At 38.8% G+C, this 18,351-nt stretch carries 18 protein-coding genes; 12 read left to right on the top strand and 6 right to left on the bottom strand.

Going from position 1 to position 18,351, the window contains the following annotated elements; all coding sequences use genetic code 11:
- Window positions 1–45: 45 nt before the first annotated feature.
- The 5 genes from bioD to ACKVEV_RS07780 all read left to right on the top strand — a co-directional run bounded on the left by bioD (window position 46) and on the right by ACKVEV_RS07780 (window position 4,167).
- Window positions 46–750 (top strand): dethiobiotin synthase, encoded by a 705-nt coding sequence (bioD, locus tag ACKVEV_RS07800; RefSeq protein WP_409369836.1) that lies wholly within the window; start codon window positions 46–48, stop codon window positions 748–750.
- Window positions 731–2,134, top strand: a complete 1,404-nt coding sequence (bioA, locus tag ACKVEV_RS07795) for an adenosylmethionine--8-amino-7-oxononanoate transaminase (RefSeq protein ID WP_409369835.1) — start codon at window positions 731–733, stop codon at window positions 2,132–2,134. Before bioD ends, bioA begins: the two co-directional genes overlap by 20 nt.
- A complete protein-coding gene (locus ACKVEV_RS07790) occupies window positions 2,101–2,694 on the top strand; it encodes a biotin transporter BioY (protein ID WP_409369834.1) in 594 nt (197 codons plus the stop codon). The genes bioA and ACKVEV_RS07790 overlap by 34 nt, the downstream gene beginning before the upstream one ends.
- The gene (gene bioB / locus ACKVEV_RS07785) at window positions 2,691–3,689 is read left to right on the top strand and encodes a biotin synthase BioB (protein ID WP_409369833.1); all 999 of its coding nucleotides are present in this window, start codon (window positions 2,691–2,693) and stop codon (window positions 3,687–3,689) included. Before ACKVEV_RS07790 ends, bioB begins: the two co-directional genes overlap by 4 nt.
- A gap of 355 nt (window positions 3,690–4,044) precedes the next feature.
- Entirely contained in the window at window positions 4,045–4,167 is a 123-nt protein-coding gene (locus ACKVEV_RS07780; RefSeq protein WP_403050368.1) for a hypothetical protein, read from the top strand.
- 63 nt (window positions 4,168–4,230) lie between these two features.
- On the opposite strand, the gene ACKVEV_RS07775 is transcribed toward ACKVEV_RS07780, so the two are convergent.
- Window positions 4,231–4,824, bottom strand: a complete 594-nt coding sequence (locus ACKVEV_RS07775) for a LysE family translocator (protein ID WP_409369832.1) — start codon at window positions 4,822–4,824, stop codon at window positions 4,231–4,233.
- A 114-nt stretch (window positions 4,825–4,938) separates the two neighbouring features.
- On the opposite strand from ACKVEV_RS07775, the gene ACKVEV_RS07770 reads away from it, so the two are divergent.
- Window positions 4,939–5,496, top strand: a complete 558-nt coding sequence (locus ACKVEV_RS07770) for a helix-turn-helix domain-containing protein (RefSeq protein WP_409369831.1) — start codon at window positions 4,939–4,941, stop codon at window positions 5,494–5,496.
- A 52-nt stretch (window positions 5,497–5,548) separates the two neighbouring features.
- Here the strand turns inward: ACKVEV_RS07770 and ACKVEV_RS07765 are convergent, their stop codons facing one another.
- A complete protein-coding gene (locus ACKVEV_RS07765) occupies window positions 5,549–6,715 on the bottom strand; it encodes a PLP-dependent aminotransferase family protein (protein ID WP_409369830.1) in 1,167 nt (388 codons plus the stop codon).
- A 125-nt stretch (window positions 6,716–6,840) separates the two neighbouring features.
- On the opposite strand from ACKVEV_RS07765, the gene ACKVEV_RS07760 reads away from it, so the two are divergent.
- On the top strand, window positions 6,841–8,244 hold the full coding sequence (locus ACKVEV_RS07760) for a PLP-dependent aminotransferase family protein (protein WP_409369829.1): 1,404 nt from the start codon (window positions 6,841–6,843) through the stop codon (window positions 8,242–8,244).
- 37 nt (window positions 8,245–8,281) lie between these two features.
- Window positions 8,282–9,523 (top strand): DNA polymerase IV, encoded by a 1,242-nt coding sequence (locus ACKVEV_RS07755; protein ID WP_409369828.1) that lies wholly within the window; start codon window positions 8,282–8,284, stop codon window positions 9,521–9,523.
- Window positions 9,524–9,576: 53 nt separating this feature from the next.
- On the opposite strand, the gene ACKVEV_RS07750 is transcribed toward ACKVEV_RS07755, so the two are convergent.
- Window positions 9,577–10,125 (bottom strand): GNAT family N-acetyltransferase, encoded by a 549-nt coding sequence (locus ACKVEV_RS07750; protein ID WP_409369827.1) that lies wholly within the window; start codon window positions 10,123–10,125, stop codon window positions 9,577–9,579.
- A 217-nt stretch (window positions 10,126–10,342) separates the two neighbouring features.
- Between ACKVEV_RS07750 and ACKVEV_RS07745 the strand changes: the two genes are divergently transcribed.
- The 4 genes from ACKVEV_RS07745 to ACKVEV_RS07730 all read left to right on the top strand — a co-directional run bounded on the left by ACKVEV_RS07745 (window position 10,343) and on the right by ACKVEV_RS07730 (window position 12,874).
- On the top strand, window positions 10,343–10,588 hold the full coding sequence (locus ACKVEV_RS07745) for a YkuS family protein (protein ID WP_409369826.1): 246 nt from the start codon (window positions 10,343–10,345) through the stop codon (window positions 10,586–10,588).
- Window positions 10,589–10,760: 172 nt separating this feature from the next.
- Window positions 10,761–11,201 (top strand): GNAT family N-acetyltransferase, encoded by a 441-nt coding sequence (locus ACKVEV_RS07740; protein ID WP_409369825.1) that lies wholly within the window; start codon window positions 10,761–10,763, stop codon window positions 11,199–11,201.
- A 126-nt stretch (window positions 11,202–11,327) separates the two neighbouring features.
- Window positions 11,328–12,161, top strand: coding sequence for an alpha/beta fold hydrolase (locus tag ACKVEV_RS07735; protein ID WP_409369824.1), 834 nt, complete (start codon window positions 11,328–11,330; stop codon window positions 12,159–12,161).
- Window positions 12,162–12,208: 47 nt separating this feature from the next.
- Complete coding sequence (locus ACKVEV_RS07730) at window positions 12,209–12,874, top strand: HAD family hydrolase (protein WP_409369823.1); 666 nt, start codon at window positions 12,209–12,211, stop codon at window positions 12,872–12,874.
- A 131-nt stretch (window positions 12,875–13,005) separates the two neighbouring features.
- On the opposite strand, the gene ACKVEV_RS07725 is transcribed toward ACKVEV_RS07730, so the two are convergent.
- The 3 genes from ACKVEV_RS07725 to cbiQ form a co-directional block, all read right to left on the bottom strand.
- Window positions 13,006–16,509 (bottom strand): S8 family peptidase, encoded by a 3,504-nt coding sequence (locus ACKVEV_RS07725; protein WP_409369822.1) that lies wholly within the window; start codon window positions 16,507–16,509, stop codon window positions 13,006–13,008.
- 235 nt (window positions 16,510–16,744) lie between these two features.
- Complete coding sequence (locus ACKVEV_RS07720; RefSeq protein WP_409369821.1) at window positions 16,745–17,581, bottom strand: energy-coupling factor ABC transporter ATP-binding protein; 837 nt, start codon at window positions 17,579–17,581, stop codon at window positions 16,745–16,747.
- Window positions 17,578–18,351, bottom strand: a complete 774-nt coding sequence (gene cbiQ / locus ACKVEV_RS07715; protein ID WP_409369820.1) for a cobalt ECF transporter T component CbiQ — start codon at window positions 18,349–18,351, stop codon at window positions 17,578–17,580. The genes ACKVEV_RS07720 and cbiQ overlap by 4 nt, the downstream gene beginning before the upstream one ends.

Raw genomic sequence — 18,351 nt, 5'->3', positions numbered from 1 at the left:
TTAAAAACTGTAGTTGGTTAACTTAAGTGAAGGGGGGATTGTAAAATGCCATATTTTTGGGTTGTTGGAACCGATACAGATGTTGGGAAAACAATGGTTACCACATTATTAATGCGCAATTTACAAAAACAGGGTTTACGCGTCATGCCCTATAAGCCCGTTCAAACGGGAGAAGTATTTAATGGCGAACAATCTTTTTATTACGATACAGCCATGTATGAAAAATATTCGCTTCAATCACTGGACCTTAAGAATTTAAACGGTTATTCGTTTAAAGAAGCGGCATCGCCACATTTTGCGGCTCAACTGGAGGGGCAGCAAATCGATACACAGCGATTATTAAGTCAAATGCAACAATTACAGTCCACGTACGATGTTGTCATTTGCGAAGGAGCAGGTGGGCTCTTTGTACCATTAGATACATATGGTAAAACGACACTATTAGATGTCATCGTTCAAAGTAAACTTCCCGTAGTCGTTGTTACACGAACAGCACTCGGTACAATTAATCACACACTTTTAACGTTAGAAGCATTAAATAAACGGAATATCGACGTGTTAGGTATTGTCTTTAACGGACATACGGAAAGTGAGATGGAGCAAGATAATATCCAAATGATTTTACAGCATCATCCACTGCCATTTGCGACGATACCGAAGCTAGAAGATCCATCGCAAATAGCTGAATATGCTCTTCGTGACACATCGTTGTTTGAAAGGCTGTTAAAACATGAAACAATTATTAACTGAGTTACAAGAAATCGATTTACAACATGTTTGGCACCCTTGCTCACAAATGAAAGATTATGAGGACTTTCCACCAATTGTCATAAAAAAAGGACAAGGTGTATGGTTGTACGACGAACAGAGTCAGCGCTATCTTGATGCGGTATCTTCCTGGTGGGTGAATATATTTGGCCATGCTAACCCACGTATTAGCCAAGCATTAAGTGATCAAGCTTTTACGTTGGAGCATGCCATTTTTGCGAATTTTTCGCATGAACCTGCAATTAAGCTCGCACAAAAATTAGTAGCGTTAACGCCACAACGTTTGCAAAAAGTATTTTTTGCCGATAATGGCTCATCCGCTATCGAAATTGCCTTAAAAATGAGTTTTCAATATCATATGCAAACGGGCAAAACAACGAAAAAACGATTTTTAGCATTGACCGATGCTTATCATGGTGAAACACTCGGTGCGTTATCGGTTGGTGGGGTTGATCTTTATAATGAAGTGTATCAACCATTATTATTGGATACGGTACGCGCACAGGGACCTGATTGTTTCCGTTGTCCATTTAATCAGCATCCCGAAAGTTGCCATGCCCAATGTATTCAATTTGTAGAAGATCAACTGATGCTTCATCATATGGACATCACAGCGGTCATTATTGAGCCACTTATTCAAGCAGCGGCAGGTATGAAAATGTATCCAGCAATTTATTTGCGCCGCTTACGGGAGCTATGTACGAAATATGATGTTCATTTAATCGCAGATGAAATTGCGGTAGGCTTTGGACGAACAGGTACACTTTTTGCCTGTGAGCAGGCGGATATTACACCGGATTTTATGTGTTTATCTAAAGGTTTGACAGGTGGCTATTTACCGCTGTCGGTCGTCTTAACGACAAATGAAGTTTATCAGGCATTTTATGATGATTATGGGACAATGAAGGCATTTTTACATTCGCATAGTTATACAGGGAATACGCTTGCATGTCGTGTGGCACTTGAAGTGTTGACGATGTTTGAAGAGGAACAGTACATCGCGATTGTGCAAGAAAAAGGTCAACGCATGCGCAAGCTAGCCGAGCAGGCTTTTGCTGACTTGCCTTATGTTGGTGAATATCGTCAAGTAGGCTTGGTCGGGGCAATTGAATTAGTGGCGAATCGCGAGTCGAAAGAGCCTTTGCCGAGTGAGGAGCGTATAGGCTATCAAATCTATAAAAGAGCATTGGCAAAAGGATTATTGATTCGGCCACTGGGCAATGTGTTGTACTTTATGCCTCCTTATATTATTACGGACGATGAAATGCAATTTATGATTCAGACAACGCAAGAAACAATCGTCCAATTTTTTAAAGAGCGGGAGGATCAGGCATGCTTCAACGACAATCAACATTATCACTTGTAATGATTGCCATGTTTGCTTCTTTAACTGCCATTGGGGCATTCATAAAAATACCTTTGCCAGTCGTACCGTTTACTTTACAGATTGTCTTTGTCTTTTTGTCGGGCTGCTTGCTTGGTGCGCGCAATGGTTTTTTAAGTCAGCTTGTATACATTGCCATAGGCTTAGTTGGCTTACCGGTCTTTACGCAAGGGGGAGGCATTACCTATGTATTGCAGCCGACTTTTGGTTACTTAATAGGCTTCGCACTTGCAGCACTCGTGATTGGGGCCATGATTAATCGACTAGAGGCACCCACGAAAAAGCATTTTATCATTGCAAATATTGTTGGGCTCATCATTATCTATGCAGTGGCGGTACCGTATTTATATATGGCATTGAACCTCTGGTTAAATATGAAATCAAGTTGGTCTCATGTATTTTTAGTGGGCTTTGTAAATAGCATTGTGGCAGACTTTTGCTTAGCGATCGCTTCAGCACTTTTAGCTGAACGACTATATAAAGTATTTCGTTCTGCTAGAGCTCTAAAATTTGTGCAAGTTGAAAAGGAGAATGTTCAATGAATTGGTTACAGTTAGCAGATGAAGTCATTGCAGGCAAAATGATTAGCAATGAAGAGGCACTTGCCATTTTAAATAGTGATGACGATGATCTTTTAAAACTAATGGATGGAGCCTTCGCTATCCGCAAGCATTATTACGGCAAAAAAGTAAAATTAAATATGATTATGAATGCAAAGAGTGGTTATTGTCCTGAGGATTGTGGCTATTGTTCGCAGTCATCGAAGTCGACAGCTCCAATTGACAAATATCCATTTATTACGAAAGAAGAAATATTAGCAGGCGCAAAACGAGCGTTTGACAATAAAATTGGTACGTATTGCATCGTAGCAAGTGGACGTGGTCCAACGCGCAAAGACGTCAATGTTGTCAGTGAAGCGGTCGAAGAAATTAAAGCAAAGTACGGCTTAAAAGTATGTGCTTGCCTTGGGCTTTTAAAAGAAGAACAAGCCCAACAATTAAAAGCAGCCGGTGTGGATCGCTATAATCATAATTTAAATACATCTGAGCGCCATCATTCCTATATTACGACTACCCACACGTATGAAGATCGTGTAAACACGGTAGAAATTGTCAAGAAACATGGTCTTTCACCTTGCTCAGGTGCTATTATTGGCATGAAGGAAACGAAAGAGGATGTTGTAGAAATTGCACGAGCACTGCATCAGTTGGATGCAGACTCCATCCCAGTTAACTTCCTACATGCGATTGATGGTACGAAACTGGAAGGGACACAGGAATTAAATCCTCGTTATTGTTTAAAAGTATTAGCGTTATTCCGCTATATAAATCCGACGAAGGAAATTCGAATTTCGGGTGGCCGCGAAGTCAATTTAGGATTCCTTCAGCCATTTGGTATGTATGCGGCCAATAGTATATTTGTTGGGGACTATTTAACGACAGCAGGGCAGGAAGTCAATAGCGATTATCGCATGCTTGAAGATTTAGGCTTTGAAATTGAGTTAACACAAAAGCAAGAAGAAGTATTTTGTTCGTAAAAAATCATCATCTTTTGAAATAAAATCTACTACTACTTTATGATGATTGAAATTGAAAAAACCGTTTGTACGTCGTGGAAAAGGCGGACAAACGGTTTTTCTATACGCTTCAGAGATAGAATTGTAAACACCTATGGTTCGAATATATACCTAAAATATCTAGAATTTCACAAAATGTTCAATGAAAGCGTTTTGAAATTGAACAGTTTGTGAAGGGCTTCACATAAAGCTTTATTTTTTAAAAAAAGAGCGTACAATAAGAATCAGCAAGAGTTGTTATAAAACAGTTTGTTCTTTGTATCACAATTTAGGTGATTGTTATATTACAAAAATAAAAGCGAAAGGAGAGGTTAGAATGTGGGTTGTAACCGTATTTGAGAATAAAAATATTCGTATTTTTGAATATACAAATAAAAATGAGGCAACTGCTGCTTTAGCAAAATATAAGAAAAATGCCGTGTTAACATATACAAAATAATAGGCTAAATGACAACAACCCTATCTGTACGCTAAAACGTACAGATAGGGTTGTTTGTTTTACTTAGTGCACGATGATTGACAAGGCACTATAAACTAACAACAGTGCCATGACAAGATTAAATGGCTGACGATAGGTGGTCAGTACTTTACGAAAAGCTGAACCGAAAAGTGCCCAACTAAAGGTACTTAATATACCGACAAACCCTAACAATAATGAAAACAACAAGTAGCTTATATTGGAAGAATAATACGGCAGGATATAGGTAGCTACGACCGTTATGCCAAATAAAATCCCTTTTGGATTGACGTACTGGAGAATGGCTCCTAAAAGCATGAAGTTGCGATTAGGTTCTTCAGAATGGTGAGTGCTATCTCCATTGTCTTTGGATGTGACGATTTTAAAAGCTAAATAGAGCATATAGATTACCCCTAAAATGGTTAATGGAAAGGTAATAATGGGCATGACATTGCTAAGGGCAACATTAAAAAAACAGCTTAAGCCAGTTATGGTGAAAAAACCGATGCCGACACCTAGACAAAACTGCAACGTTTTTAGCAATCCATATTGGTTGGCAAACGCCATCGCCATAATATTATTGGGACCTGGTGTAAAGCTTGTAATCACTACAAATACGATAAAAGATATGTAAGGCATGATAGACCTCCTGATTGTTCGTATGTTATAATGTCCAAAACAAACACTATAACGTCGTTCTTTATATTATACATAATGTGCGTTATATTGTACATATGCGATGGGGTGAATAATGTGGAGGAAATCCATCTTATTTTTGCAAAAAATTTAAAAGCAATTCGAGAAAAAGAAAAATTAAGCTTAGAAAAAGTTTCACAGCTATGTGGTGTCAGTAAAACGATGATTGGGCAAATAGAAAGAGGCGAATCGAGTCCGACGTTAACAACCATATGGAAAATCGCAAATGGGCTAAAAGTGTCGTTTACTTCACTGATCCATCAACCACAGTCGGATACCGAAGTCGTGTTAAAAAAAGATCTTCAAGTTTTGACAGAGGATGATGGCAAATATAGAGTATATCCGAATTTTCCATTTCAAGAGGAGAGTCGCTTTGAAGTTTATACAATCGAGATTGATCAAGGGGGACAATTAAGCGCAGAGGCGCATAAAGAAGGTACGGAGGAATATATTACAGTTTTTGAAGGGGCTTTACTAATTCGCGTCAATGAAAAAGACTATACGTTGACAGCAGGTGATGCCATTCGTTTCAAAGCTGACCGACCACATTTTTATCGAAATGCGGGGCAATCATTAACAAAGTTAAGCATGACCATCTATTATCCGGCCAACTGATAAAAAGAACCGTACAAGCGTGTTCAATCGCGCTCATACGGTTCTTTTGCTGTTATAAAATACTACCTAAACGTTTAATACCTTCACGAATCACTTCAGGTGTTGCATTTGTATAGTTGAGACGCATCGTGTTGACGCCTGTTTTCGATGTATAGAAAGGGTCACCTGGAACGAAAGCAACTTTTTGTTCCATTGCTTTGTTGAAAACATCTAAGGCAGCAGCGCCGTTATTCATCGTAGCCCAAATGAACATCCCGCCATCTGGTCGTGTGTACTCAACGTGTGCAGGGAAAAATTCTTGCATGGCATCTAACATGGCATCGGATTGATTTTTATATAAAGCAATAATTTTTTTCACATGTTCAGTATAATCATTGTTTGCTAAGTAATCATAAATCACATATTGCGAGAAAATATTTGTGTGCAAATCAGTCGCTTGTTTGGCTGTTTCAATATGTTTCATTAACTCTTTGTTTTTCGTAATAATAAAGCCTAGACGCATACCTGGTGTCACTGTTTTAGAAAAAGAACCTAGTAAAATACTATTTTCAAGTTTTCCGGCACCGATATAAGGTAGTGGCTCACCTTGGAAACGTAATTCGCCATATGGATCGTCTTCAATTAATGCGACATCGTCGTATTGCGCAATCATGTCATATATTTGTTGACGTTTTTCTTTTGAATACGTAAGACCCGTTGGATTTTGGAAGTTTGGTACAGTGTAGATAAATTTCACATTCGGTTGCTGTAAAGCTTTCTCTAACTCTTCTAAATTAAGACCATCGTTTTCCAGTGTTACACCATGGAACGTCGGCTCACTTAATGTGAAGGCTTGGATTGCACCTAAGTAGCCTGGCTCCTCAATAATTATGCCATCACCTTTGTTAATAAGTACTTTCCCAAGTAGTTCAAGTGCTTGTTGTGAACCAGTTGTAATTAAAATATCATCCGCATCGATTGCTAGCCCGTGCACACGTCTGTATTTTGCAGCAATGTATTCACGTAATGGCGCATACCCTTGTGTCGATGAATATTGGAATAGGCGACTGCCATTTTCACTAATGGCATGGTCTACAGATGCTTTTAAAGCATCAATTGGGAAAGAGATTGGATTTGGAAGCCCTCCTGCGAAGGAAATGACGTCCTCAGCATCCGTCACTTTCAAAATATTACGGATGAATGAAGAAGGTGTGTTTAAGATTCTTTCAGAATATTGCATAATTTTATCGGTCCCTTTTTCTGATTTTTAAAAATTATATCATTGTCATCATATGCATACAATATTATGATTGTATGCAAGACAATAAAATATTGTATGCATGCGTGAAGAGAGGGATGTGAAAAATGCCATTTAATTCATTTGAACAATACCCAATGAGTTGGAAGCCGAATATAAGCAATTGTTCAGTGCCGTTATATATTGCTATTGCTGAACAGTTAGAACAAGATATAAAAGAAGGCATTTTATTGCCAGGTACAAAGTTGCCGCCACAACGGGAACTGGCGGATTATTTAGATGTTAATCTGAGCACAATTACACGAGCGTTCAAGCTGTGTGGACAAAAGGGTTTGATTTATGCATCGATCGGGAGCGGTACATTTGTTTCTTCTGATGCGGCCACAAATAAAATTTTATTACCTACAAGTAATTCGGCTCATTTAATTGAAATGGGCTCTGTATTGCCTGATACTTTTGCCAATGATGAAATTACCCGCTATATGAAAAAAATGTTGAATGATACAAACGTCAGCAAGCTTTTTCAATATGGGCGACCAGAGGGCAATGCTTGGCAAACAGAAGCGGCTACAAAGCTTTTAGACAAAGTAGGCTTTCAAACCGATCAGCCAATAGTGCTCGGGGCAGGTGGACAAAATGCGATTGTCGGCACATTAGCTGCATTATTTCAACCAGGAGATCGTATTGGAACAGATCCAATCACCTATGCGGGCATTAAAACGGCGGCTAATATGCTTGGCATTCAACTAGTAGCGATTCAGCAAAAAAATGGAGAGATGACGAAGGAAGGTCTACTCTATGCATGTAAAAATGAGCATATTAAAGGTCTATATGTGATTCCTGATTTTCATAATCCGACGACCCATACGATGTCTAGTGAGACAAGGAAGATCATTGCAGAAGTGGCAAGACAAAAAGATATTATCGTTATTGAAGATGCGATTTATAGTTTTTTAAAGGAACAACCTCTTGCGCCGATTGCTTTTTATGCACCTGAAAAGGTTGTTTATATCGCCAGTGTCTCCAAAACGATTGCTCCTGGTTTAAGGCTTTCATTTATTGTGACACCGACTGCATTAAGAAAGAAAATCATTGAAACACTTTATACGATGAACATTTCCGTATCACCAGTGATGGTGGAACTGACAGCGAGGCTCATTCAAGATGGTGTAGCACAAACGATTTTAGAGAAACATCGTTTATATGCGAAGCAACAAAATGCACTTGTCAATCAATATTTAGGAGACTATCACATTTTAGGTGAGGATGAATGCATTTTTAGATGGCTTCTACTGCCTGAAAAATTTACAGGAGTGCAGTTTGAATTATTGGCATCGAAAGCAGGGGTGCAAGTGTATGCCGCCGAGCGTTTTGCGGTAGGCAAGGCGAAACCAGTAAATGCTGTTCGATTGGCGGTTACTGCACCAGAAAATAGCATGCAGCTTGAACAAGCCTTAACGATATTAAAAGAATTGCTCGAAAGTGATGGCGATTATACATTTGTAGATTAAAATAAGTAGTACATATTAAAGGTTGTGTGGTGATGATATGGAACATAAAGGGCGCATTATTTTTCATGTAGATATGAATAGTTTTTATGCATCTGTTGAGCAGGCGCATGATCCTAGCTTAAAAGGTAAGCCGATAGCGATTGCGGGAAACCCGAAAGAAAGACGCGGGATTTTAGTAACCTGTTCTTATGAGGCGAGAGCGCTCGGTATTTATACGACGATGTCAGTTCATGAAGCGAAACGAAAATGTCCAGAGCTATTATTACTACCGCCAGATTTTCAAAAATATAGAGAAGCTTCAAAAGCGATGTTTGCTATTTTACGCAGCTATACGGAATTGGTAGAGCCTGTGTCAATTGATGAAGGCTATATGGACGTTACATTATTAAGTAAGGAGCGCCATGCACTACAAATTGCCCAGGAAATACAAACGCGGATATTAACAGAGTTAGATTTACCTTGTTCCATCGGTGTGGCACCGAATAAATTTTTAGCAAAAACAGCCTCGGATATGAAAAAACCGATGGGCATCACGGTGTTGCGACTGCGAGATATTGAACAAGTCCTGTGGCCGCTTGAAGTAGTGGAAATGCACGGCATTGGGGCAAGCACAGCAAAAAAGTTAAATGAGCAAGGCATTTTTACAATCGGCGATTTGGCAAAAGTAGAAGAACATACAATCAAACATCTTTTAGGTAAAAATGGGGTTAGGCTCCGAGCAAGAGCGAATGGTCTTGATACGAGGGAGGTCGACCCAGAAGCTATTTATGATACAAAAAGTGTCGGCAATTCTACGACTTTACCGCAAGATGTCACCGATATTCGGCTGCTCCATAAAACGATAGATGGGCTGTGTAAAAAAGTAGCAGAGCGCCTCGATGCGAAACGTTTAGCAGGCTCTACAGTGAGCATTCAAATTCGAGATGCTGATTGGCACAATCATACGCGCTCTAAATCGATGACCAATGTCATTTATCGCTTTGAAGATATTTTTGAAATTGCTTGCGCGCTCTTTGATAAGCATTGGGACGAGTCGCCTGTCCGTTTGCTCGGTGTAACCGTATCGAATGTAGTAGATCGCAAAGATTATAGTCAACAGTTGTCTATTTTCAATTTTGAAGAACATGTAAAAGATGAACCGATTTTAAAGGTAGTGGATGAAATGGAAGAGCGCTTTGGGAAAGGTATTATTACACGAGGTGTTGATATAGGCAAACGCTCCTCTTATCAATCCCAAACGAGCTTTAGCAAAGATTTTTTAGACGATCATGATGCGTGATGCGATAACAAAAAGGGGCTTTACATACAACTGTAAGCCCCGTCTTGCACGATTTATGTCAGTGGGTTAATAATACCGTAAAAAATAATATCTTCAAACGTGCCATTTTTATAAATATGGTCTTTTAAAGTTCCTTCATAATGCATACCGCACTTTTCCATAATCCTGCCAGAAGCGGGATTGGATTTAAAATAGCGGGCGTACACACGATGATAGTTTTTTTCTGTAAAGACAAAATCGATGAGCGCCTTGGCTGCTTCTGTGGCATAGCCTTTGCCCCAATGCTCTTCTCCTATCCAATAGGCAATTTCGCCATGTTGGTATTGGTGATGATTGGAAATACCAATAGCGCCATATAACTGCCCGCTTTGCTTATCGGTAATAGCAAATTCATACATTTTATCTAAGTCATAGTGCTTTTCATGATTAGCAATCCATGTAAGCGCACAATCTAATGTATAGGGATACGGTAAATTCAACGTGCTTTTGTATAAATTGTAATTATTACAATAATGGCTGACTTGTTGTGCATCCGTTTCTTTAAATAGACGTAGCAGTAGACGGTCTGTTGCTAAGGTTTTATCCGTTTTACTATAAAACATGTTACTCCTCCTATTCTTCTAGTTATGGCGTGCTATAGAAAGTATTTTCATAGTATAGCACATATAAATGGTTAATTTGTATATTTATAGGTGTATAAGTAAAGAGGCGTGATAGTACTTTCCATTGCAATGGATGAATTCAAAGAAACAAAAAACGAGCGAAGTGAATAATTAGCAATCCTATATGGCACATTAACATATAGGAGGTGGAAGAAAGATGTCTAAAATTATTGGTGTCGAACAATCGTTATCAAATGTTGAAGATGCTTTGAAGGCAAAAGGGTATGAAGTGATTCAGCTTCGTAATGAAGAAGATGCAAAGAAATGTGATGCCTGCGTCATTACTGGCCAAGACCGTGATGTCATGGGCATTAGCGATCCTATTATGGCAGGACCTGTTATCGATGCAGCTGGACTTTCTGCTGAAGAAGTGCTTCAGCGCGTAGATCATTATTTCCACTAAAAAGGCAAATGGTGCTGTTTTTGCAGTCTACTATGACAGCAAAGATAGCACTTTTTCCATTCCTTTTGGGAAGCCCTATTGTGAATATCTTTATTACAATATTTCCTATATAATAAAAACAAGTTACATATTTTATAAGACAATCATGGGTAGACATAAGGGGAGAAGAAGAATGGAAATACTTCACGCAACATTAGATGATTTAGAACAAGTAGCAGTACTATTTGATGAGTACCGTCAGTTTTATGGACTAGAGTCAGATAGAAGTAGCGCCAAAGCATTTATTCAATTACGTATGGCTTTGAAAGAGTCTGTTATTTTAATTGCTGTCGATAATGGCAAAACGATTGGTTTCGCCCAATTGTATCCAACATTTTCATCCATTGCTTTACAACGGGCATATATTTTGAATGATATTTATGTTACGGATGATGCTCGAGGCCAAGGGGTAGGCAAAGCATTAATGGAAAATGTGTTTCAATATTGTCAACAGCAATCGGCACGCTATGTAACGTTGCAAACGGCTGCTGATAATGTGCATGCACGAAAGTTATATGAAAATCTACATATGAAACAAGATCAATATTGTAATTATGTAAAGTACTTTAATTAATAATAAACGAAAACGAAAGCATCTCGTCCGTAAAGGATAGAGATGTTTTTTTTTTATGTTTTTAAAGGAAATTAGAAAGATTTGTAAAATATTAATAGTATGAACGAAAAGGAGTTGAAGTAGTGCATGTGGGAAAAACAGTTAATTGAAACCACGAGGGGGAACTTTGAACTATTTAAAAAAGGACATGGTGAACCGCTATGTGTTACGCATTTATACAGCGAATATACTGCCAATGGCAATTTATTTGCAGATAGTTTTACCGATCATTATGCTGTTTACTTAATAAATCTAGCAGGTTGTGGACATTCTACAGATGGTTTAGATGATGATTCCTATAGTATGGAATCATCTGTTAACGATTTAGAGGCAATACGACAAGCACTAGGATATAATGCATGGAGTTTTGCTGGTCATTCGACAGGTGGTATGCTCGGTCTAAAATATGCCGTGCAAGCACCGCGCCATTTATCAAAAATCATTGTCGGTGGACTATGTGCTTCAGCAGATTATATGTATCACCCTGGCAGTATTTATTGTGTGAAAAATGCCAATAACAAAAGATTGAAAGAAATTTTTGCGGTGCTCGCAAATGCGAACGCAACAATCGAAGAACGTAGAGCTGTTAATAAAGAATGGACGATGATGTCTTTATACAACAAGGAGGCGTACGAAGAAATGTTGCGTCGACCGAATAGCGGGAAAACAGTTTCTGCACGCTTAGATTATTATGCTTATAAAGAGCTGCCTAATTATGATTTACGACCTTTCCTAAACGACGTAAAAGTGCCAACTTACGTATACGCGGGTTTATATGACGCGCAATGCCCGTTTGAATTTGGAGTGGAGGTAGCGAATTTAGTATCAGCAGCTACGTTTAAAGCGTTCAATCAAAGTAATCATAATCCATTTATTGAAGAAGAAGAGGAATTTAAACAATTTGTAGCGGCCACTGTTTAAGCAAATGTGCGTCAACATGCTAACTGAACGCTAACGAAAAGGAGCTAATGATGAAAGCAATCATTTTTGATTTTGATGGAACTTTGGCGAATACTTTACCGCTTTGTTTTGAGGCTTTTCGACAAGTATTTAAAACGTTTGATAATAAGAATCTTACTGACGATGAAATAAAAGCTATGTTTGGTCCTTCTGAAACAGGAATCATCCGAAACAATCTTTTACACGCGCATAAAGAGGAAGCAATTGAATACTACTACGAGAAATATAGTGAATTACATAAAAATCTAGTAGAGGGCAATGCTGAAATACTTGCATTACTGACTTTTTTGAAAGAATCGGCAATAAAAATAGGGATATTTACAGGAAAGGCAAAAAGAAGCTTGGATATCTCTTTGCATGCGTTAAAGATGGATGGGTTGTTTGATGTCATCATCACCGGTGATGATGTACTTAGGCCTAAGCCTGATTCAGAAGGTTTAGTGAAAGCTTTAACTCTAATAGGCGTAGACAATTTTGAGGCAATTTATGTTGGAGATAGTGATGCGGATATCGTTGCTGGCTTGCAGGCGGATGTCTATACAATTGGCGTTCAATGGTTACCTGAAACCCAAACAGCACAATTTAGCGAACAACCAAATGCCATCCTAAACAGTGTCGCACAATTTAAGCCATTGTGGCTGGCGAATAATTTTTTACGAACAAAGGCGTTGTAATAAATGACAACTGGCATCAAGAAGCTAATACTTGATGCCAGTTGCTAGTTAAACATGGAATACGTCACTAATTATTGATTGAAATGCCCACACATCACGGAAATCACCGTAGTAGTGTAATCAAAAATTAGTTACCGTACTTCCAGCGTATATGGTTGTGTACTTGCTTTGCCGTGTGCTTCACTCACTTCGATATAGTATGTTCCTTGACCGAGTTCGACTAGCCCTATTTCTGCATCTTCCGCTCCGTACATATCCAATGTTTCAACGGTTTTTCCGTTTGCATCAATGATACGAATGACTCCATCTAATCCCTTTTCTGTTTGTAAAGAGAAGAATACATGGCGTTTACGGTCATTAACGAATTCGAAATAGTCTTTGTCGCCAAATGGTACACTTGCGTTAAAATATTGTGTCGCCAGCCATTTATCGCCACTGTTTGTCAGTTTCACTGGATTAGTTGGTACACCATTGACTAACTTGGAACCTGCATCTTCATCCATCGTTCTATGATTAAAAACAGTTAACGTATATGGTTGGAGCGTTACAAGCCCAGTATCGATCGCTTTCACATTGATAAAATAGCCGCGATTTCTTTTAGCCACAAAGGATGTATTGATATTAGAAGCGCTTGAAATACCAAATAGTATTTCAAATAAATTTTCACCTGCACCAAATGAAATCTCTGTTGCTAATTCATCGTCATCAATTTGCATATTACCATTTGTATCTTCGATAATGGAACCCGTTAATTTTAAGTCTAATTGTAATACTTTTGGTGTTTGACTATCTTGTCCATTTGTAAATGGAATAGAAGATAACAACAAACTTAAAATGGTATCTTCGCCTCGATGTTTATAATAGTAGAAATCACTATCATCGTTAAAAATGAGATGATTTTGATAGTTCATACCTGTTTGAATCAATTGAGCAGTTGTGGCTTCATTAATATCGTTAATTTTGTCTTCAGGAATATCGGCTATTTTATGCGAAGATAGGGTATATGGCTCGATCGAGCGGTCACCGATATTAACTACTTTGACAACATACGTTTTCTCGCCTTTCAATGGGACTGTTTTTGCATCGTTTTTTTCTAGCTTAATATCATAAAAGAGCGCGGTCAGTTTTGCATCATTTGTTAACAATGAAACTGGTTGTAATGCATGATTTTCTTCATCGTACTCAAAGATGGTACCAGCAGGTATTTGGTCCATGCCGCTAGCAACTTGGAAGCCATAAATACCATCTTCAGGCACTGTCAGTACGAAATAATCTTCATCGTCCTCCGTTTGGAAGTATGCTTTCTGTTTGTCACCAATTTCGAAAGGAATGGCGTTTGCCATAATTACATCGACTTCTTCTGCATTTTCTACAAAATCACCATCAAAGTATATTGAAAAAAACTTTTTTTCTTGCTGGCGTTTTTTTGCTTTATTGAGAGCTGCAAGGTCAGCATTGCTATAGCCGTCTTCCATATTTGGTTCAGCTAACGGTAGGCCGTCTTCATCTTCAGGTAGATGAACAACTTCTCCTTTTAATGTATAAGGAATAATGGATTCATTGTCGTTCTCTAGCTCCTCATTCTCAAAGCCACTGGACAGGAGTAATTCAAGTAAAAATTTAACAAAGCTGCTATTGGACACTTTCAGTACATATTCGTCATTTGGTTGGGCATCGAAAATAAGGCTTAAACCGTCACTTTTGAATGAACTGGAAGATTGTAACGGGGAGGCCTCGTGCCCTTCATCCTCTATTTGCTCTGTCGATGCAGCTAAGTCTTCTTTTAAATACACTTCCATTGCTGTATTAACGCCTGGAATACTTGTCAAATCAAATTTCAGCGTCGTTGGCTCAGTGACTGAAAATGTGAAATAATCTTCATCACCTTGTTGATCTGCAGACAGTAATGTGTAATTTTGTCCGGCTGTACTAAATGGGAACTGTTGAATATGATGGGCATTGTCCATGTCTAATGAATCGATTGGTAATTCATTCGTTGTTTGAACAGTGAAAACGTAGTTTGAATTACCTCGTAAGCTATAGGCACCATTATGGTCTTTGACACCAATAAGAAGCGTGCCTGCTTGTTCGGCTTTGTACAGGTAGCCTTCTTGTTTTCCTGCACGAACATCATTCACTTTTATAGGTTCTACTTCACCCTTGTGATCAGCAGGGTAGAAAAACAAGTCAAATGCATAGTCGTAGTTGCTGGCACCTTCTAGTGACAATTGAGCATATTCATCCGCGTCTAAATCCACTTTGTACCATTTCTTTTCATCTGGTAGCTTGAATTGACCTTTTTCAATATTTACTATGTTTTTATTGAGCTCTATGGCATTGTTTAGGCGCTCTTCTTTTGTTTCTGAATAGCGTTTAGGTAGGTTGTTTAAATCGAAGTGTAAAGCTTTTACAGGATCAACGAGGCCATGTCCATAGGTCAGGTCGTAACCTCTATCACCTAAGTCCTTTGCTGTCAATTCAAGTATTGCTTCTATTTCGTGTGGTTTTAAATCGGGATGTTTGGATTTTAATAATGCGACTACACCTGCAACGACAGGGGATGCCATCGATGTCCCGCTAAATGTTGCAAAGGAAGATCCTTTTTTTCCATCATAAACGGTGCTGAAAATATCTTCGCCCGGTGCGACTAAATCTACTGATGGGCCATAGTTGGAAAAGCTTGATAGCTGATTGCGTTCATTCGTGGAGCCGACGCTAATAACACCTTCGAAAGAAGCGGGGAAGGAGTAATAATCGGTTGATTCATTACCGGCTGCAGCGACAATTGTAATGCCATTATCGAGCGCTTTTTTTACAGCTGCTTCCATCAGTGGGGATTCACCATAGCCACCGAGGCTCATATTAATGATGTCTGCTTTTTGTTCAATGGCATATAAAATGCCTTGTGCGATGACAAAGTCATTTGTCGTTTGTTTACCGTTAAAAACATCGATTGGAAGAATCTTGGCATTCGGAAATACACCATGACCACCAACCCCGTTATCCTTCGTTGCGCCTATTATACCCGCTACATGTGTGCCGTGTGCATCAAAAGTAATAGAGTTAGCAGGTGTGACTGCGTTATATGGTGGAAGTACTTGCGCTTGTAAATCGGGATGTCTAAAATCCACACCAGAATCGATAACAGCTACTTTGACCTCATGATTACCAGCCAATGCTAGCGCGTTATCAATTTGCAGTAAATTTAAATGATACATATCTTTTTTGTTTGGATCTGCTACAGTGCGAAATGATTGATATTTGTAGCTTGGGGATACACTTTTTACGCCTTTTTGTTGGGCGTAATAGGCAACTGCCTCAGTTAACGATTGTCCTTTTTTAAGTTGGATCACATCGTATCCTAATGAAGGAATCGAACGAATGACTTTGGAACCAATTTTACTATGTACGGTCTTGGCAAGACCCGAATGTTTGACGATAATAGTATCGGTACTAATCCATTCGTTTCCTCCTGTGTGCATTTTGACTTGCTTGACTGCTTGCTGCTTGTTGCTAGCGAGCATCGTTGACACGAGTGCTGGGTTCTGTGGTGCTTCAGCAAAGGCAGAAGCAGCAGGAACCATTAGTGCAGTACATGCTACGACAGCGATTGATTTCATCACCCAATTTTTCAATTGATTTTCCTCCTTGCGTAAAATATGGCATTTCACTATTTATAACGGATGAAAAACTAGAAAAGTTTCATATCATAATAAAAAAAATTTGCAAGTTTTTTTAAAAAAACAGAGGATATATTCAAATAAATAAAGGGGATTCGTTTAATATACGACAAAAAACTTGCAGCATTTTTATAAACTTACTGCAAGTTTTTGTAATCTGAATATTCAAAATTGTTTGGGTGCCTGGCACTTAGATGGATGCGATTAATTTTTGTAAATCTTCCTTAGAGCGAGGCATTGATAGATTGGCATCTAGTAGTTTTTTTTGTTGCAATGCTCGCGTTATATCAAAAACCCAAGGTCGTTCAAGATGGGCTTGATCGAGCACTTCCTGTCGATAGAATAGTTCAATCGGGTCCCCGTTATAAATGATTTTTCCAGCCTCCATGACAATGATTTGATCTGCCCATTCATAAGCTAACGCGATATCATGTGTCGCTAGTAAAAAAGTACGTTGCCCGTTTTCTAGTTTAGCTAAGTATTGTAAAAATTGTGCGGCATAATAATTATCAAGGCCAGCAGTTGGCTCATCTAGTAATAAGACAGATGGTTCCATTGCGAGCACACCCGCCATTGCCACGCGTTTTTTCTGTCCGACGCTTAAAAAATGTATGGGTTTATCAAGCAATGCTTCAACCTCTGTTTGCGCAACAGCCCAGGCGATTTTTTCTTCTATTTTATCTTGCGACCAACCAAGATTTAATGGCCCGTAAGCAATATCTTGCTTGACAGTGCCGGAAAAAAGTTGATTGTCCGCATCTTGGAAGACGATGCCGACCTGTTGACGCAATGCGGCTAATGCTTTTCTCGAATAGCTAAGCGTTTCATGACAAAAAGTAATACTGCCAGCGCTCGGTTTTAATATACCATTTAAGTGCTGAAATAACGTGGACTTGCCTGCGCCATTATGACCAAGCAAGGCGATTTTTTTTCCTTTTGGTATTTGCAATGAAATATTCGTCAAGGCTTCCGTACCATCTGCATAGGCATAGCTCAAATGCTGAACATCAAAATAAAGCGCTGTCATACGTAAAAACCCCCCAGTAAAATGAGACATGTAAAAATAGCTACAATGCCAAACCAATTTTTCTTGCTATAGCTTTTGTTGTTTTGCCAATAGACTGCTTCGCCACCACGCGCTTGCATGGCATTATTTAGCTCACGGCTACGTTGAAACATTTCCGCAAATAATGCTGCAATCAGCATGGAAATCGACCGTAGCCATTGCATCGGTGATTGATAGCCAAGGCGAGCCTGTTGGGCAAGATGAATTTTTTGCATACTATTTAAAAAAATAAAAATAAATCGATATGTGAGCTCTACTAACTCGACAAATAAAGCCGGTAGACGCCATTGTCGCAAGACATAACAAATAGCTTGCACCGATGTTGTTAAAATTAAAAAATATAAACAGCTAATACTGCCGACAACTGTGAACAATAATTGCTGTGCTGTTAGGAAGCTGTCATTGCCGATAAAAATCGTCCAATGACTGATTGGTATTGCCCATAAATAGGGAGGGAGGACGGTTGTATTTGGCACAATAGAAATCACAATAGAAAGTAAACTCGATAGTAAAAAAAATGCTGGCAACAACAGTAGTTTCGCATAATATTGCCAAGGGATTTTCGCGCCTAAAATGATAAAAGCACTCATTACAATAAATGTAATGAGTGAAATAAGTTCATCTCTTAGGATTAAAGACAACAGCAGTAACCCTAAGGAAAACGTCATTTTTTCTAACGGATGTACAGACGCTAGTTTATTTATATAAGCATACTTATCAATCAGTAACAT

This window comes from Lysinibacillus sp. 38-6, assembly GCF_046245175.1.
Taxonomy (GTDB): domain Bacteria; phylum Bacillota; class Bacilli; order Bacillales_A; family Planococcaceae; genus Lysinibacillus.
This window is presented reverse-complemented; position numbering and strand designations above follow the sequence as displayed.

Coding starts and splice junctions, on each gene's coding strand:
- bioD (WP_409369836.1), top strand. CDS start 46: ATGCCATATTTTTGGGTTGTTGGAACCGATACAGATGTTGGGAAAACA.
- bioA (WP_409369835.1), top strand. CDS start 731: ATGAAACAATTATTAACTGAGTTACAAGAAATCGATTTACAACATGTT.
- ACKVEV_RS07790 (WP_409369834.1), top strand. CDS start 2,101: ATGCTTCAACGACAATCAACATTATCACTTGTAATGATTGCCATGTTT.
- bioB (WP_409369833.1), top strand. CDS start 2,691: ATGAATTGGTTACAGTTAGCAGATGAAGTCATTGCAGGCAAAATGATT.
- ACKVEV_RS07780 (WP_403050368.1), top strand. CDS start 4,045: ATGTGGGTTGTAACCGTATTTGAGAATAAAAATATTCGTATTTTTGAA.
- ACKVEV_RS07775 (WP_409369832.1), bottom strand. CDS start 4,824: ATGCCTTACATATCTTTTATCGTATTTGTAGTGATTACAAGCTTTACA.
- ACKVEV_RS07765 (WP_409369830.1), bottom strand. CDS start 6,715: ATGCAATATTCTGAAAGAATCTTAAACACACCTTCTTCATTCATCCGT.
- ACKVEV_RS07760 (WP_409369829.1), top strand. CDS start 6,841: ATGCCATTTAATTCATTTGAACAATACCCAATGAGTTGGAAGCCGAAT.
- ACKVEV_RS07755 (WP_409369828.1), top strand. CDS start 8,282: ATGGAACATAAAGGGCGCATTATTTTTCATGTAGATATGAATAGTTTT.
- ACKVEV_RS07750 (WP_409369827.1), bottom strand. CDS start 10,125: ATGTTTTATAGTAAAACGGATAAAACCTTAGCAACAGACCGTCTACTG.
- ACKVEV_RS07745 (WP_409369826.1), top strand. CDS start 10,343: ATGTCTAAAATTATTGGTGTCGAACAATCGTTATCAAATGTTGAAGAT.
- ACKVEV_RS07740 (WP_409369825.1), top strand. CDS start 10,761: ATGGAAATACTTCACGCAACATTAGATGATTTAGAACAAGTAGCAGTA.
- ACKVEV_RS07735 (WP_409369824.1), top strand. CDS start 11,328: ATGTGGGAAAAACAGTTAATTGAAACCACGAGGGGGAACTTTGAACTA.
- ACKVEV_RS07730 (WP_409369823.1), top strand. CDS start 12,209: ATGATGAAAGCAATCATTTTTGATTTTGATGGAACTTTGGCGAATACT.
- ACKVEV_RS07720 (WP_409369821.1), bottom strand. CDS start 17,581: ATGACAGCGCTTTATTTTGATGTTCAGCATTTGAGCTATGCCTATGCA.
- cbiQ (WP_409369820.1), bottom strand. CDS start 18,351: ATGTTACTGATTGATAAGTATGCTTATATAAATAAACTAGCGTCTGTA.